This window comes from Streptomyces sp. NPDC059248 (assembly GCF_042753905.1).
Taxonomy (GTDB): Bacteria; Actinomycetota; Actinomycetes; order Streptomycetales; family Streptomycetaceae; genus Streptomyces.
Genome location: NZ_JBHYZV010000031.1, coordinates 1 through 13,341, shown reverse-complemented (window position 1 = coordinate 13,341; position 13,341 = coordinate 1). Strand labels below are relative to the sequence as shown.

Sequence of the window (13,341 nt, the reverse complement as noted above, 5' to 3'; positions counted from 1 at the left end):
GGTCAGCGGGGTCTGCGGACCCGTCGGAGGACCGCCGCGGTCAGGGACCGCAGATCGTGTACGGCGGCCCACAGGACGCACGCGAGCCGGCGTACCGGCTCGCGTACGGCGCGTACCGGGCCCCGGGCGGCCCGGCCGCGGGCGATCAGCTCGGTGAAGACGGCCTCGTGGCGTGAGGCGATCGCCAGGGCGTCGAACCGTGCGGAGGAGGCGCGGGCGGCGGCCCCGGCGCGGCGGCGGCGGTCGTCGTCGCCGATGAGTTCCAGCAGGGCGGCCGCGACCGCGTCCACGTCGCCGACCGGCACCAGCCGGCCGTCCACCCCGTCCTCGATGATCTCGCGGGGCCCGTGCGGGCAGTCGGTGGAGACCACCGGGAGGCCGCAGCGCATGGCCTCCACGATCGTCATCCCGAAGGACTCCTTGGTGGAGGTGACGGCCGCGACGGAGCCCTTCACCCACTCCGGGTCGAGCGGGTGGACATTGCCCATCAGGGAGACGTGCTCGCGCAGACCGTTGCGGTCGATCAGGGCGGTCAGGGCGGCGTTCTCGTCGCCGGTGGCGTCCCCGCTGCCGTAGATCCGCAAGCGCCAGTCGGGGCGTTCGGCGACGACCTTGGCGAACGCGTCGACCAGGACGTCGTACCGCTTGACGCGGGTCAGCCGGCCGGCTGCGACGACGATCTTGCCGCTGCCGTCGGCCGGGGGGACGGACGGCTCGGGCACGCCGTTGGGCACGGCGTCGACCCGGACCCCGGGCAGCCGGAGCCGGGTCCGGTAGGCGCGGGCGTCGGCCTCGGTGACGGTGGTGATGGCGTCCAGCCGCCCGTAGCGGTAGCCGAGCGCGCGGCGGAGCCGGTAGCCGTGGCCGTCGAGGGTCAGGTGTTCCTGGCCGACGCGGACGGTGCCGGCGCGGGCCTGCCGGGCGATGTGCACATTGAGCCCGGGCCTGGTGCCGACGACCACATCGGCGTCGAGCGACCGGAGATGGGCCCCGATCAGTTCGTCGGTGAGCCTGCTGTACTGGCGGTGCCGTCCGTCGCCGCGCGGAAAGACCCGGGCGGGGCGGGCGTGGTCGGGGTGGTCGCCCGCGTACCGGGGACTGTCCTTGCGCAGATCCACCAGGGCGCGCAGGGCGACGCCCGCCGGCGCCCCCATGTAGGGCGTCTCGCGGTGCCGGAAGACCGAGACGATCTCGACCTCGTGCCGCTGTGCGAGTGCCTCCGCGAGGGTGAAGGTCGTACGGATCGTTCCTCCGATGCCGTACGCGTTGTGGAGCAGGAACGAAATGCGCATACGTGTCGGCGTCTCTCGTTTTCGCACGTCTGTACCGCCAAGTGGTCGGGCCCCGACTCTACTTGCCGCGGGGCTCCCCTCCCGACCGGGTTCCGGCCGCGCGTGACCCCGGCATGGGTCGCCCGTTGAACCAGTGTGAGCCGGGGAGCCTCCCGGCCCGGTGCGAACACGCATCGAAAAAGCACCATCACGTACGAGGAGCCATCCGTGCCCCGCATGCTCGATGTCAGCGCGGCCGTACGCGCAGAGCTCGGAAACGAGGAAGCCGACCGGCTGGTCGCCGGTGATTCCGAGACTCCGGCCGTCTACGCCTGTACCTCCTGCCGCACCCCGGGCAACCCCGAGCAGGAGCGGACCAGCACTGTGCTGTTCGTCGGCGAGGAGACGGCCGTCCTCGCCTTCGCCCATGCGACCTGCGTCCCCTCGCAGGTCGTCCGGCTCGCCGAGGACCACCTCCGGGGAGTCGCGGAATCCATCACCGGTACCGAGGAGCCCCCTGTGCCCATGACCACCGATCCCACGTCGCTCGACACCGCGCCCGGACAGGCGGTGCTCGGCGTCACCAGCGGTCTCATCCTGGTGGACGGGGATCTGCACCCCGCCCTGGTGGTGGAGCCGACCGCGCCCATCGCCCGCCCCGGCACCCCGGGCGTGAGCGGGGACGAGTTCCTGCCCCTCCTGATCGAGCAGGGCTTCTCCCCGGTCCACGACGTCAACCAGCTCCCCGGCACCCTCGACGGCTGGTCGGTCCTGCTCGCCGTGGGGCAGCTGCACGCGATCCTCCAGCCGGGCGCGGTCGCCTGGTGGAAGGCCCACCAGCCGCTCCAGGTCACGGAGGGCTGGCGTACCGCGGTCAACAAGTCCCACACGGTGCTGGTGTTCTGCGCGCCCGTCGGCTCGATCGGGCAGCAGCCGCGCGAGGACCTGCTGAGGGACGCCCTGGAGAAGGCCGCGGCGGGCGGGCGGCTGGTCGCCGCCGCGATGCCGCTGGCGGGGACGTGACACGTACGGATGACGCGTACGGGTGACGCGGCGGCGGGGAAGCGCCCCGGGAGGGCCGCGGTCCGGGTGGACCCTCCGCTCCGGGAGTGACGGGCGGGGGCGTGGGTCGTTGCAGGTACGTGCAGACCTACGACCCCATCCGCCAGCCGTATCCGACTCCGATCCCCGGCATGCGCCCCGCGCGTGAGGCATCGGCGGACTTCTCCCAGACGCCCATCTACGACGCGCTGTACGCCGAGTACCGCCGGTCGTTCCGGGCGCTGCCCGGGGACCGGTCGGGCGAGGAGCACCTCGGCTTCCTCGCCTTCTCCACCCAGGCCACGGGCCGGGGCGGGGGCCGGCTCCCGTACGCGGGCGCGGGCTGGCAGCCGTATCCCGTACGGCACTATCCGGCACTCCCCCCGGCGCCCCGCCGCAGCCACTGACCCACAGCCGGGGTCGGGTGGCACGACGAGGGGGCGGCGTACCGGTCCGGTACGCCGCCCCCTCGTCGCAATCGTCCCGCGCCGGCCCGCGGGCGCTACTTCTTCCGGCCGCGCTTCTCGCGGACCCGGACCGAGATGTGCAGCGGCGTCCCTTCGAAGCCGAACTCCTCCCGCAGCCTGCGCTCCACGAAGCGGCGGTAGCCGTGCTCCAGGAAGCCGGAGGAGAAGAGGACGAACCGCGGCGGCTTGGTGCCCGCCTGGGTGCCGAAGAGGATCCTGGGCTGCTTGCCGCCCCGGATGGGGTGCGGATGGGCGGAGACGATCTCGCCGAGGAAGGCGTTGAGCCGTCCGGTGGGGACCCGGGTCTCCCAGCCGGCGAGGGCGGTCTCGATCGCCGGGACCAGCTTCTCCATGTGGCGGCCGGTACGGGCGGAGACATTGACCCGGGGGGCCCAGGCGATCTGGGCCAGCTCGGTGTCGATCTCCCGCTCCAGGTAGTAGCGGCGCTCCTCGTCGAGGGTGTCCCACTTGTTGTACGCGATCACCATCGCCCGGCCGGCCTCGACGGCCATGGTGATGATCCGCTGGTCCTGGACGCTGATGGAGTCGCTGGCGTCGATCAGCACCACGGCGACCTCCGCCTTCTCCACGGCGGCGGCGGTGCGCAGGGACGCGTAGTAGTCCGCGCCTTCCTGGAGGTGCACCCGGCGGCGGATTCCGGCGGTGTCGACGAACTTCCATGTCACGCCGCCGAGCTCGATCAGCTCGTCGACCGGGTCGCGGGTGGTGCCCGCGAGGGAGTCGACGACCACCCGCTCCTCGCCCGCCACCTTGTTCAGCAGGGACGACTTGCCGACATTGGGGCGGCCGATGAGGGCGATCCTGCGGGGTCCGCCGACCGTGCTGCCGAAGGTCTGCGCCGGGGCCTCGGGCAGCGCCTCCAGGACGGCGTCGAGCATGTCGCCGGTGCCGCGGCCGTGGAGCGCGGAGATGGGGTGCGGCTCGCCGAGGCCCAGCGACCACAGCGCGGCCGCGTCCGCCTCGGCGCTGGGGCCGTCGACCTTGTTGGCGCAGAGCACCACCGGCTTCCCGGCCCGGCGGAGCAGCTTGACGACGGCCTCGTCGGTGTCGGTGGCGCCGACGACGGCGTCCACGACGAAGACGACGGCGTCGGCGGCCTCGATGGCGAACTCGGCCTGGGCGGCGACGGAGGCGTCGATACCGAGGACGTCCTGCTCCCAGCCGCCGGTGTCGACGACCTTGAAGCGGCGGCCCGCCCACTCGGCCTCGTAGGTGACCCGGTCCCGGGTGACACCGGGCCGGTCCTCGACGACGGCCTCACGGCGGCCGATGATCCGGTTCACCAGGGTCGATTTGCCGACATTGGGGCGGCCGACGACGGCGAGGACGGGCAGCGGGCCGTGTCCGGCCTCGTCGATGGCGTCCTCCACCTCCTCGGCGTCGAAGCCCTCTACCGCGGCAAGCTCCATGAACTCCGCGTACTCGGCGTCGCCGAGTGCTCCGTGGTCGTGCTGGTCGTTCATGAAGTCCGTTTCCTCGTGTGTCGACCGGACCGGGCCCGGTGCGGGTGGTCCGTATGGTCAAGTCTTACCCGGAGCGCCCGGTCAGGCGCCTGGCGTTTTCCAGATGGCCGGTGAGCCGCTCCTGGATGCGTACCGTGGCCTCGTCCAGCGCCGTACGGGTGCGGCGGCCCGACCCGTCGCCCGCGTCGAACGGGTCGCCGAAGACGACGTCCACCCGGCCGCGCAGCGGCGGTACGGCGCCGATCACCCGGCTGCGCCGTTCGGTGCTGCCCAGTACCGCGACGGGGACGACCGGGGCGCCCGACCGGACCGCGAAGTAGGCGAGACCGGCGCGGAGCGACGCGAAGTCGCCCTCGCCCCGGGTGCCCTCGGGGAAGATCCCGAGGACGTCCCCGCGCTCCAGGACGCCGAGCGCGTCGGTGACGGCGGCGCGGTCGGTACCCGACCGGTCGACCTTGAGCTGGCCGATACCGAGCAGGAAGGGATCGAGCGGGCCGATGAACGCCTCCTTCTTGATCAGGAAGTGCACCGGCCGGGGCGCGGTCCCCATCAGCATGGGGCCGTCGATGGCGTGGGAGTGGTTCACGGCGAGGATCACGGGTCCGGCGGACGGCATCCGCCAGGCGCCGAGCACCCGCGGCTTCCAGAATCCGTACATCAGGCCGATGCCGATACGGCGGCCGACGGCCGCGCCCGAGGCGGAGGGGCCGGTCACCGCGCCGCCGCCCGGCGCTCCTCGACGAGGGCGGTCACCCGCTCGACGACCTGCTGGAGGGTCAGCTCGGTGGTGTCGACCTCGACCGCGTCGTCCGCCTTCGCCAGCGGGGACGTCGCCCGGCCGGAGTCGGCCGCGTCCCGCCGGACCAGCGCCCGCCGGGTGGCCTCCACGTCGGAGCCCGCGATCTCGGCGGAGCGGCGGGCGGCGCGGGCCTCCGGCGAGGCGGTGAGGAAGATCTTGAGATGGGCGTCCGGGAGGACGGTGGTCCCGATGTCCCGGCCCTCGACGACGATCCCGGCCGCCGCGTCGGCGGCGATGGTCCGCTGGAGGGCGGTGATCAGGGTCCGGACCTCCGGCACCGCGCTCACGGCGCTGACGTGGGAGGACACCTCCTGGGTCCGGATCGCGGCGGAGACGTCCGCACCGTCGACGGTGATCGTCGGCGCGGCCGGGTCGGTGCCGGAGACGATCACGGCCTTCCCGGCGGCCTCGGCGATCGCCGCGGGCTCCGCGGTGTCCACACCGTTGGAGATCATCCACCAGGTGATCGCCCGGTACTGCGCACCGGTGTCGAGGTAGCTCAGCCCCAGGGCGGCGGCGACCGCCTTGGAGGTGCTCGACTTGCCGGTGCCGGCGGGGCCGTCGATGGCAACGATCACGGCGGGTTCCACGGTGTCGGACACCTTTCCTTCGGGGTTTCTTTCGGGGTTTCTGGGGAGCGGGAGGCGGCGGACCTCGGTCTTTCGAGCGCTCCCGGGGTTCTCGGGACCCCGGACAAGGTTACCGACTGCCGGGGCCTGCCCGTGAACCGTGCGCCGGGCCTCGGGAAAACGGACCGGGCGGGCACCGTCCCGTCCGCCGCGCGCGGTCCGCCCGCTCCCCTACTGCCGGATCGACCAGCCGCGTTCCCGCAGGGACGCGGCGAGGACGGTGGCCGCCGCGGGCTCCACCATCAGCTGGACCAGACCCGCCTGCTGGCCCGTGGCGTGCTCGATCCGGACGTCCTCGACGTTCACCCCGGCCCGGCCCGCGTCCGCGAAGATCCGCGCCAGCTCGCCCGGCCGGTCGCTGATGAGGACCGCGACGATCTCGTACGCCGCCGGGGCGGCGCCGTGCTTGCCCGGGACCCGGGCCCGGCCCGCGTTGCCGCGCCGCAGGACGCCCTCGATACCGGCGACCCCACCGGCCCGCTCGGTCGCGTCGGCGGACTCCAGGGCCCGCAGCGCCCGGACCGTCTCGTCGAGGTCGGCGGCGACCCCGGCGAGCACCTCGGCGACCGGGCCGGGATTGGCGGAGAGGATGTCGACCCACATCCGGGGGTCGGACGCGGCGATCCGGGTGACGTCTCGGATGCCCTGTCCGCAGAGCCGTACGGCGGTCTCGTCGGCCTCCCGGAGCCGGGCGGCGACCATCGAGGAGATCAGCTGCGGGGTGTGGGAGACCAGGGCGACGGCCCGGTCGTGGGCGTCGGCGTCCATCACGACGGGGACGGCACGGCAGAGGGCGACGAGTTCGAGGGCGAGGTTGAGGACCTCGGTATCGGTCGCCGGGGTGGGCGTGAGCACCCAGGGGCGGCCCTCGAAGAGGTCGGCGCTGGCGGCCAGCGGGCCGGAGCGCTCCTTGCCCGCCATCGGATGCGTACCGATGTAGGCGGAGAGGTCGAGGCCGAGGGCCTCCAGTTCGCGGCGGGGGCCGCCCTTGACGCTGGCGACGTCCAGGTAGCCGCGGGCCAGTCCGCCCTTCATGGCGTCGGCGAGCACCCCGGCCACCAGGGCGGGCGGTACGGCGACGATCGCCAGGTCGACGGGGCCATCGGGGGGCGCATCGGTGCCGGCGCCGAGCGCGGCGGCGGTACGGACCCGTTCGGCGTCGTGGTCGACGAGGTGGACGCCGATCCCCCGGCCCGTGAGGGCGAGGGCGGCGGAGGTGCCGATCAGTCCGGTTCCGATGACGGCGGCGGTTCTCACTGGGCGATGTCCTTGCGCAGGGCGGCGGCGGCCGGGTGGGCCGCGCGCGGATCGGGGGTGGCGGTGGACCGGACGCCGGTCCGGTCGCCGGGGGTGAGCGCTTCGCGCCCCGAGGCGGTGCCGAGCCGCTCGTCCAGGGGCGCGGCATACTCCGCGTACTCCATGGACCGCTCCCGCCGCACGGCCCCGTGGACCGCTCGTACCGCCACCTCGGCTCCCGACTCCAGATTCCTCGGGTTCCCTCAGGTTCCCTGGGGGACAGCCTATTCCGCCCGGCGGGTACGGCGGCACGGACGGCGCGGGCGACGGCGCGAGGACGCCACGGGCGAAGGCCACCGGGCCGGACGCGCGCGGGATGCCGTGGCGGCGGCTGGCGCGGTGGCACAATGCACGCCGCACGGGTACCGCACGACCGAGGGAGTACGGCGATGGACGCAACGCGGCGGACAGTGCTGGCGGCAGGGGCGGCGGGGGCGGCGGCCCTGGCCACCGGCTGTACGGACGGCGACGGCGACGGGGGCGGCGGAACGGCCGAGCACCCGGCGACGCCCGAGCCCAGCACCCAGGCGGACGCCGCCTCCCCCGGCGCCCCGGCCACGGGCGCGTCCCCGAGCGCCTCGATGGGCCGGGAGCTGGCGAAGCGCTCCGCCGTCCCGGTCGGCGGCGGGACGGTGTTCAAGCCCGAGAAGGTGGTCGTCGTGCAGCCGACGGCCGGGCAGTTCAAGGCGTACTCGGCGGTCTGTCCGCACCAGGGCTGTCTGGTGGACAAGGTCGCCGACGGCACGATCGACTGCCCCTGCCACGACAGCCGGTTCCGGATCGCGGACGGCTCGGTGGCCAAGGGGCCCGCGACCCGGCCGCTGCCGCCCGCCCCGATCACGGTCACCGCGGACGCGGTACTGCTCCCCTGATCTCCGGAGAGCCGGAGAGCCGGAGAGCCTGATCCCCTGAGAGCCGTCACGGCCCGACCTCGTAGCCTGACCCGCATGGCGAACGGCCCGACACCCGAACAGCTGGTCAACGACCACACCGTCTACTCCTGTGTCATGGGGTCGAGGGCCTTCGGTCTGGCGACCGGGGAGAGCGATACGGACCGGCGGGGCGTCTTCCTCGCCCCCACCCCCCTGTTCTGGCGGTTCGACAAGCCGCCGACGCATGTGGACGGGCCGCTGCCGGAGCAGTTCTCCTGGGAGCTGGAGCGTTTCTGCCTGCTGGGTCTCCGGGCCAATCCGAACATCCTGGAGGTGCTGCACTCCCCGCTGGTGGAGCGGATCGACGACACCGGCCGGGAGCTGGTGGCGCTGCGCGACGCGTTCCTCTCCCGGGAGGTCCACCGCACCTTCGTCCGCTACGCCGAGGGCCAGTACAAGCGGCTCACGGCGGATCAGCGGGCAGGCCGGGAGCCGCGCTGGAAACCGCTGGCGCATCTGCTGCGGCTGCTGCTGTGCTGCCGCGATCTGCTGCGGACGGGTGAGCTGGTGCTCGACGTCGGCGCCGAGCGGGAGGCGCTGCTCGCGGTCCGGCGCGGGGAGACGGATCCGCGCCGGATCGAGGCATGGGCGGCCCGGCTCGCCGACGAGGCGGACGCGGCGCTGCCCGGTTCGCCGCTGCCCGACGAGCCGGACCGGGCCCGGGTGACGGACTTCCTGGTCCGGACGCGCCGGGCGTCAGCGCGCCAGCCGGACCCGTACCACCAGGTCCCCGAGGGCGTCGTGGACTGACGGCTCGGCCGGCAGATCCGTGTCGCCCTGCGCGCGGTCGAGGACCGCGTGGAGCGCGGCGACGTCCCCGGCGGCCGACGCGGGGACGATTCCGGCGCCCGTCCCGTGCTCGGCCTCCGCCTTGGCGGCGATCAGTTCGGGCAGATAGGCGGGGACGGGGTCCGATATCTCGTCCAGCAGCAGCGGCAGGGAGGCCAGCACCCGGCCGCTGCGCATGAGATGGATGCCGGTGAGCAGGGCGCGGAAGGTGTACAGCAGCGGCTTCAGCTCGCCGGACTTCTCGTAGAGCGCCCACTGGGTCTTCGCGAAGCCCCGGTAGTGGTGGGCGTGCCGGCCGGTCAGCGCGCCGGGCGCGAGGGCGGTCAGCTCGGCGTGGACGTCGGTGGTGTGGACGACCAGCGGGGAGAGCAGCTGTTCCTGGACGTAGCCGTTGGGGCGGAGCAGCAGCCGGACGAACTTCCGCAGGTCGTGGGTGACCAGGTCGGTCTCGACCCCGTCCCGGTCCCAGATCCGGCTCCGGGTCTCCTCGGGGGCGCCGAGCCCGATCAGCTCCGCAACCGGCAGCAGATGCGCCCCGCGCAGATCCACGTCCGAGTCGCGGGACGGAAAGCCGTACAGATGGGCGCCGGAGACGGTGGCGAAGATCAGCGGGTCGGGCTGGTCGGCCACCACGGAGGCGAGGTCGAGTCCGTCGAGTGTTGTGAGATCCACGGGCCGAGGATGGCAGGTGGTGCCCCCGGTGCCGGGCACCGGGGGCCGGTTCATGACGCCGGGTCAGGCGTCCCAGAGGGCGCCGAGGGTCATCAGGTCGCCGCGGTGCTCGACGTCGTCGGCCCAGCGGCTGGGCCAGGCGGCGGCGCCCAGATGGGCACCGGCGAAGGCGCCGGCGAGCGCCGCGATCGAGTCGGAGTCGCCCCGGGTGCAGGCGGCGCGGCGCAGGGCGGTGAGGGGCTGTTCGGGAAAGAGCAGAAAGCACTGGAGGGCGGTGGTGAGGGCCTCCTCGGCGATCCAGCCGTCCCCGGTGGTCAGGCACGGGTCGCACTCGGGGTCGGCGCCGGGCAGGGCCTCGGCGAGCCGGCGCAGCGCGTCCTGGCACTCGTCCCAGCCGCGGGCGATGTACGCCTGGGGCGTGGGGTCGCCGGCGCGGGTCCACAGATCGCCGAGCCAGCGGTCGTGGTAGCGGGACCGGTTCTCGAAGGCGTACGAGCGCAGCAGGCCGACCAGGCCCATGGGTTCGGCGCCGCGGGCCAGCAGATGGACGGCGTGGGCGGTCAGGTCGGCGGCGGCCAGGGCGGTGGGGTGGGCGTGGGTGAGCGCGGCCTGGAGCTGGGCTGTGCCCGCGCGCTGCGTCGCGCTGAGGCCGGGGACGAGTCCGACGGGCGCGACCCGCATATTGGCCCCGCAGCCCTTGGAGCCGACGACTCCGGCGCGCTGCCAGGGCAGCCCGGGGTCGTCGAGGCGGCGGCAGGCGTCGAGGCAGGTGGTGCCGGGGGCGCGGTTGTTCTCCGGCGAGTGGTACCAGGCGGTGAACTCGGCCCGCAGGAGCGGTACGAGCCGGCCGGCGTCGAGGACGCCCCGGTCCATGGCGGCGCGTACGGCCCGGGCGACGGCGAGGGTCATCTGGGTGTCGTCGGTGATGTACGCGGGGCGGGGCAGCCGCATCTCGCGCCAGGGGCCGCACTTGGCGAGGATCTGCGGTACGTCGTTGAACTCGGTCGGGAAGCCGAGGGCGTCCCCGAGGGCGAGTCCGATCAGGGACCCCGTGGCGGCCCGCTTGGTGGCGGTCCCGAAGGGCTTGGTCGTTCCGGTGGTGGTGCTGCCGGTCACGGTCATGGCTGGCGTCCTTCCGGGCGCAGGAGGGGCGGATGCAGGGTCGCGGCGGTGCCCGCCCGGTAGAGGGCGGCGGGTTTGCCCCGGCCGCCGGTACGGCGCGGCGGGCCCTCGACCGGCTCGACGAAGCCGGGGGTGGCGAGGACCTTGCGCCGGAAGTTGGGCCGGTCGAGGGGGACGCCCCAGACGGTCTCGTAGATCCGCTGGAGCTCCCCGAGGGTGAACTCGGGTGGACAGAACCCGGTGGCCAGGCCGGTGTATTCGAGCTTGGCGCAGATCCGGTCGTAGGCGTCGGCGAGGATGCGGTCGTGGTCGAAGGCGAGGCCGCCGGGCGCCGCGGCGCCTACGCCCGCGCCGACGTCGGCGCAGGCGGTCCAGCGGGCGTGGGCGGCGTCCCCGCCGCCGCGCGGTTCGGGCAGGTCGGGCAGGAGTGCGGCGTACGCGATCGAGACCACCCGCATCCTCGGGTCGCGGCCCGGGTCGGTGTAGGTCCGCAGTTGTTCGAGGTGGAGGTCGTGGACGGTGTCGCGGGAGAGCCCGGTCTCCTCGGCCAGCTCCCGCCGGGCGGCCTGTCCGGCGGACTCGTCGGGCCGGACGAAACCGCCGGGCAGGGCCCAGGAGCCGCGGTAGGGCGCCTCTCCGCGCTCCACGAGCAGGACGTTCAGCCGGGCGTCGCGGACGGTGAAGACGGCCAGGTCGACGGTGACGCCGAAGGGCGGGAAGGCGTGCGGGTCGTAACCCGGGACCGTCTCGGCGCCGGCGCCGGCGCGGGGGCCGGTGCCGGAACGGGGCTCGGGGCCCGGCTCGCGACCGGATTCGGGACCGGGTCCGCGGCCGGGGGCGTCGGGTCGCATCAGCGGTGCTCCGTGAGGTCGGGTACGGGGACGGCGGCACCGGCACCGCCGCCGGGCACGACCAGCGGGTCGGCGAAGTCCCATCCCTCGACGAGCAGTTCGTCGACGGCGGCGACGGCGGTGGTGAGCCGGCGGTCCCGGGGGCCGGTGACGCGTACCGTACGCCGTCCGGTACGGGCGAGTTCCGCGGCGAAGCGGCCGGTCATCCAGGGGCGCAGCTCCTCGCCGTCGCGCAGTCCGTCGTCCTCGAACGGAACGCCGGTGTGGTCGGTGAGCAGCCACAGATGCTGCCGGCGGGTGCGGGCGGCGATCTCGGCGACGGCGGCGTTCGGGCCGCCGATGTAGCGCTCGTGCCAGACGGTGGTGGCGAAGGCGTCGGTGTCGCAGAAGAGCACGGGTGAGGTGAGCCGGGCGGCCTCCGTCTCCCGTTCGGCCTGGCGGCGGGCGATCACCGGGAACTCGTCGGAGCCGAAGACGACGTCGGACCAGTCGGCGCCGGGCCGGGCCGCCCGCAGCCGGGCCAGCTTCCGCTCGCTGAACTCCCGGCCGTACTCCGGGACCCAGCGGGTGCGGCCCCAGACGCCGCCGCGGGCCCGGTAGTGGTCGGCGAGGTCGCGGGCGAGGGTGGTGGTGCCGGTGGACTCGGCGCCCACGACGACGACCCGGCGGGTGAGCGCGGCGCGCACCGGGGGCCGCAGGAAGTCCCAGTGGGCGACCGGGTCGGCGCGTACCGCGGTCCCGGAGACCGGGAAGAGGCTGCGGGCGGGGTCGACGCAGACGGGTTCGGCGCCGAAGCGGCGGGCGAGTTCGCCGCCGTACGCCTCCGAGGTGAAGACGGCGTCGACCGGTTCGGGGACGGCGGCGCGGAAGACGGCCATATGGGCGTCCCAGATCGCCGGGTCCCGGACGTCCATGGGGATGTCGTCGACGGTGCCGACGACCCGGATCCCGGGGTCCTGGTGGATCTCGCGCAGCCAGGCCACCCGGTCGGCGAGCGGGACGGACTCGACCGTGGCGGCGCAGACCAGGACGGTCAGCAGATCGCAGCGGTCGGCGGCGGTCGCGACGAGATGGTGGTGCCCGGCGTGCGGTGGATAGAACTTGCCGAGGACCAGTCCGTGCCGGTAGCGCCTCATACGATCACCTCCACGGGCCGCGGGCGGGGCGCGGTGAGCGCGCGCGACCAGTTCCGCAGTCCGGACAGACAGAGCAGCAGGAATCCCGCGTACAGCACGGAGGTCAGATAGAGCCCCTTGTGCGCGTAGAGGGGGATGTAGACCACGTCGGCGGCGATCCACAGCCACCAGGACTCCAGGCGCTTCCGGCACTGCCCGTAGGTCGCCATCAGCGACAGGGACGTGGTCAGCGCGTCCCAGAAGGGGACGGTGGAGTCGGTGTGGCGGGTGAGGAGCAGCGTGATCAGGATCGTCCCCGCCGCGCCCGCCGCCAGCAGCAGGGCCCATTCGGCGCGGCCGGTGCGGCGTACGTCGAGGGGTCCCCGGGTGCCCGGTCCGCCTCCGTGGGTCCAGGACCACCAGCCGTAGGCGGCGAGCGCGATGAAGACGATCTGGAGACCGGCGTCGGCGTAGAGCCCGGCCTGGGTGAAGAGCAGGACGAAGAAGAGGTTGTTGGCGATGCCGACGGGCCAGTTGGCGAGGTGCTGGCGGGTGACCAGCCAGACGCAGAGCGCGCCGCTGCCGAAGCCCAGGACCTCGGTCCAGCTGACGGGTGTGCCGAGCAGGGTGAACAGCGGCCGCTGCAAGGGTTCGAGAATGTCCGCGAGCTCCACACTCGCCCCCTTCCTTTAATAGTCATCATGACTATAAACCGGGGGCGCGGGGCGGCACAAGGCAAAAAGGGAGGGCCCGCGGCGCATACGCGCCGCGGGGCCTCGCACCCCGGATCCGTCGGGCCGGCCCAACAGACCGACCACGTTAAACAGCAAGCCGACCACCCGGATGGTGAGCCCAGGCTCGTATAAACAAATG

Annotated in this window: 15 protein-coding genes; 4 read left to right on the top strand and 11 right to left on the bottom strand. The window is 73.9% G+C overall.

Going from position 1 to position 13,341, the window contains the following annotated elements; all coding sequences use genetic code 11:
* Positions 1–2: 2 nt before the first annotated feature.
* A complete protein-coding gene (locus ACFXG1_RS15665; protein WP_384742889.1) occupies positions 3–1,292 on the bottom strand; it encodes a glycosyltransferase in 1,290 nt (429 codons plus the stop codon).
* Positions 1,293–1,508: 216 nt separating this feature from the next.
* Between ACFXG1_RS15665 and ACFXG1_RS15660 the strand changes: the two genes are divergently transcribed.
* Both ACFXG1_RS15660 and ACFXG1_RS15655 read left to right on the top strand, forming a co-directional pair.
* The gene (locus ACFXG1_RS15660) at positions 1,509–2,294 is read left to right on the top strand and encodes a hypothetical protein (RefSeq protein ID WP_384722139.1); all 786 of its coding nucleotides are present in this window, start codon (positions 1,509–1,511) and stop codon (positions 2,292–2,294) included.
* A gap of 170 nt (positions 2,295–2,464) precedes the next feature.
* Positions 2,465–2,719: a hypothetical protein gene (locus ACFXG1_RS15655; RefSeq protein WP_384742887.1), complete on the top strand. Its 255-nt coding sequence runs from the start codon at positions 2,465–2,467 to the stop codon at positions 2,717–2,719.
* A 95-nt stretch (positions 2,720–2,814) separates the two neighbouring features.
* Here ACFXG1_RS15655 and der read toward each other — a convergent pair whose 3' ends face one another.
* The 5 genes from der to ACFXG1_RS15630 all read right to left on the bottom strand — a co-directional run bounded on the left by der (position 2,815) and on the right by ACFXG1_RS15630 (position 7,112).
* Positions 2,815–4,263 carry a ribosome biogenesis GTPase Der gene (gene der / locus ACFXG1_RS15650; protein WP_384719220.1) on the bottom strand — a complete coding sequence of 483 codons (1,449 nt, stop codon included), beginning with the start codon at positions 4,261–4,263 and terminating at the stop codon, positions 2,815–2,817.
* Between the two features lie 64 nt (positions 4,264–4,327).
* The gene (locus ACFXG1_RS15645) at positions 4,328–4,921 is read right to left on the bottom strand and encodes a lysophospholipid acyltransferase family protein (protein ID WP_384719222.1); all 594 of its coding nucleotides are present in this window, start codon (positions 4,919–4,921) and stop codon (positions 4,328–4,330) included.
* Between the two features lie 53 nt (positions 4,922–4,974).
* Positions 4,975–5,664 carry a (d)CMP kinase gene (cmk, locus tag ACFXG1_RS15640; RefSeq protein ID WP_384742883.1) on the bottom strand — a complete coding sequence of 230 codons (690 nt, stop codon included), beginning with the start codon at positions 5,662–5,664 and terminating at the stop codon, positions 4,975–4,977.
* A 198-nt stretch (positions 5,665–5,862) separates the two neighbouring features.
* Positions 5,863–6,948 carry a prephenate dehydrogenase gene (locus tag ACFXG1_RS15635; RefSeq protein WP_384719216.1) on the bottom strand — a complete coding sequence of 362 codons (1,086 nt, stop codon included), beginning with the start codon at positions 6,946–6,948 and terminating at the stop codon, positions 5,863–5,865.
* Positions 6,945–7,112, bottom strand: a complete 168-nt coding sequence (locus ACFXG1_RS15630) for a hypothetical protein (RefSeq protein WP_384719214.1) — start codon at positions 7,110–7,112, stop codon at positions 6,945–6,947. The genes ACFXG1_RS15635 and ACFXG1_RS15630 overlap by 4 nt, the downstream gene beginning before the upstream one ends.
* 264 nt (positions 7,113–7,376) lie before the next feature.
* Between ACFXG1_RS15630 and ACFXG1_RS15625 the strand changes: the two genes are divergently transcribed.
* Both ACFXG1_RS15625 and ACFXG1_RS15620 read left to right on the top strand, forming a co-directional pair.
* Positions 7,377–7,859, top strand: a complete 483-nt coding sequence (locus ACFXG1_RS15625; protein ID WP_384742878.1) for a Rieske (2Fe-2S) protein — start codon at positions 7,377–7,379, stop codon at positions 7,857–7,859.
* Positions 7,860–7,934: 75 nt separating this feature from the next.
* Positions 7,935–8,669, top strand: a complete 735-nt coding sequence (locus tag ACFXG1_RS15620; protein ID WP_384742875.1) for a DNA polymerase beta superfamily protein — start codon at positions 7,935–7,937, stop codon at positions 8,667–8,669.
* Here the strand turns inward: ACFXG1_RS15620 and ACFXG1_RS15615 are convergent.
* The 5 genes from ACFXG1_RS15615 to pnuC all read right to left on the bottom strand — a co-directional run bounded on the left by ACFXG1_RS15615 (position 8,616) and on the right by pnuC (position 13,142).
* Complete coding sequence (locus ACFXG1_RS15615) at positions 8,616–9,380, bottom strand: DNA polymerase beta superfamily protein (RefSeq protein WP_384724445.1); 765 nt, start codon at positions 9,378–9,380, stop codon at positions 8,616–8,618. The genes ACFXG1_RS15620 and ACFXG1_RS15615 overlap by 54 nt on opposite strands.
* A 63-nt stretch (positions 9,381–9,443) precedes the next feature.
* A complete protein-coding gene (locus tag ACFXG1_RS15610) occupies positions 9,444–10,502 on the bottom strand; it encodes an ADP-ribosylglycohydrolase family protein (RefSeq protein ID WP_384714595.1) in 1,059 nt (352 codons plus the stop codon).
* A complete protein-coding gene (locus ACFXG1_RS15605; protein WP_384714592.1) occupies positions 10,499–11,353 on the bottom strand; it encodes an NUDIX domain-containing protein in 855 nt (284 codons plus the stop codon). Before ACFXG1_RS15605 ends, ACFXG1_RS15610 begins: the two co-directional genes overlap by 4 nt.
* Positions 11,353–12,489, bottom strand: coding sequence for an AAA family ATPase (locus ACFXG1_RS15600; RefSeq protein ID WP_384742872.1), 1,137 nt, complete (start codon positions 12,487–12,489; stop codon positions 11,353–11,355). Before ACFXG1_RS15600 ends, ACFXG1_RS15605 begins: the two co-directional genes overlap by 1 nt.
* The gene (pnuC, locus tag ACFXG1_RS15595; protein WP_384714586.1) at positions 12,486–13,142 is read right to left on the bottom strand and encodes a nicotinamide riboside transporter PnuC; all 657 of its coding nucleotides are present in this window, start codon (positions 13,140–13,142) and stop codon (positions 12,486–12,488) included. The genes ACFXG1_RS15600 and pnuC overlap by 4 nt, the downstream gene beginning before the upstream one ends.
* Positions 13,143–13,341 lie beyond the last annotated feature (199 nt).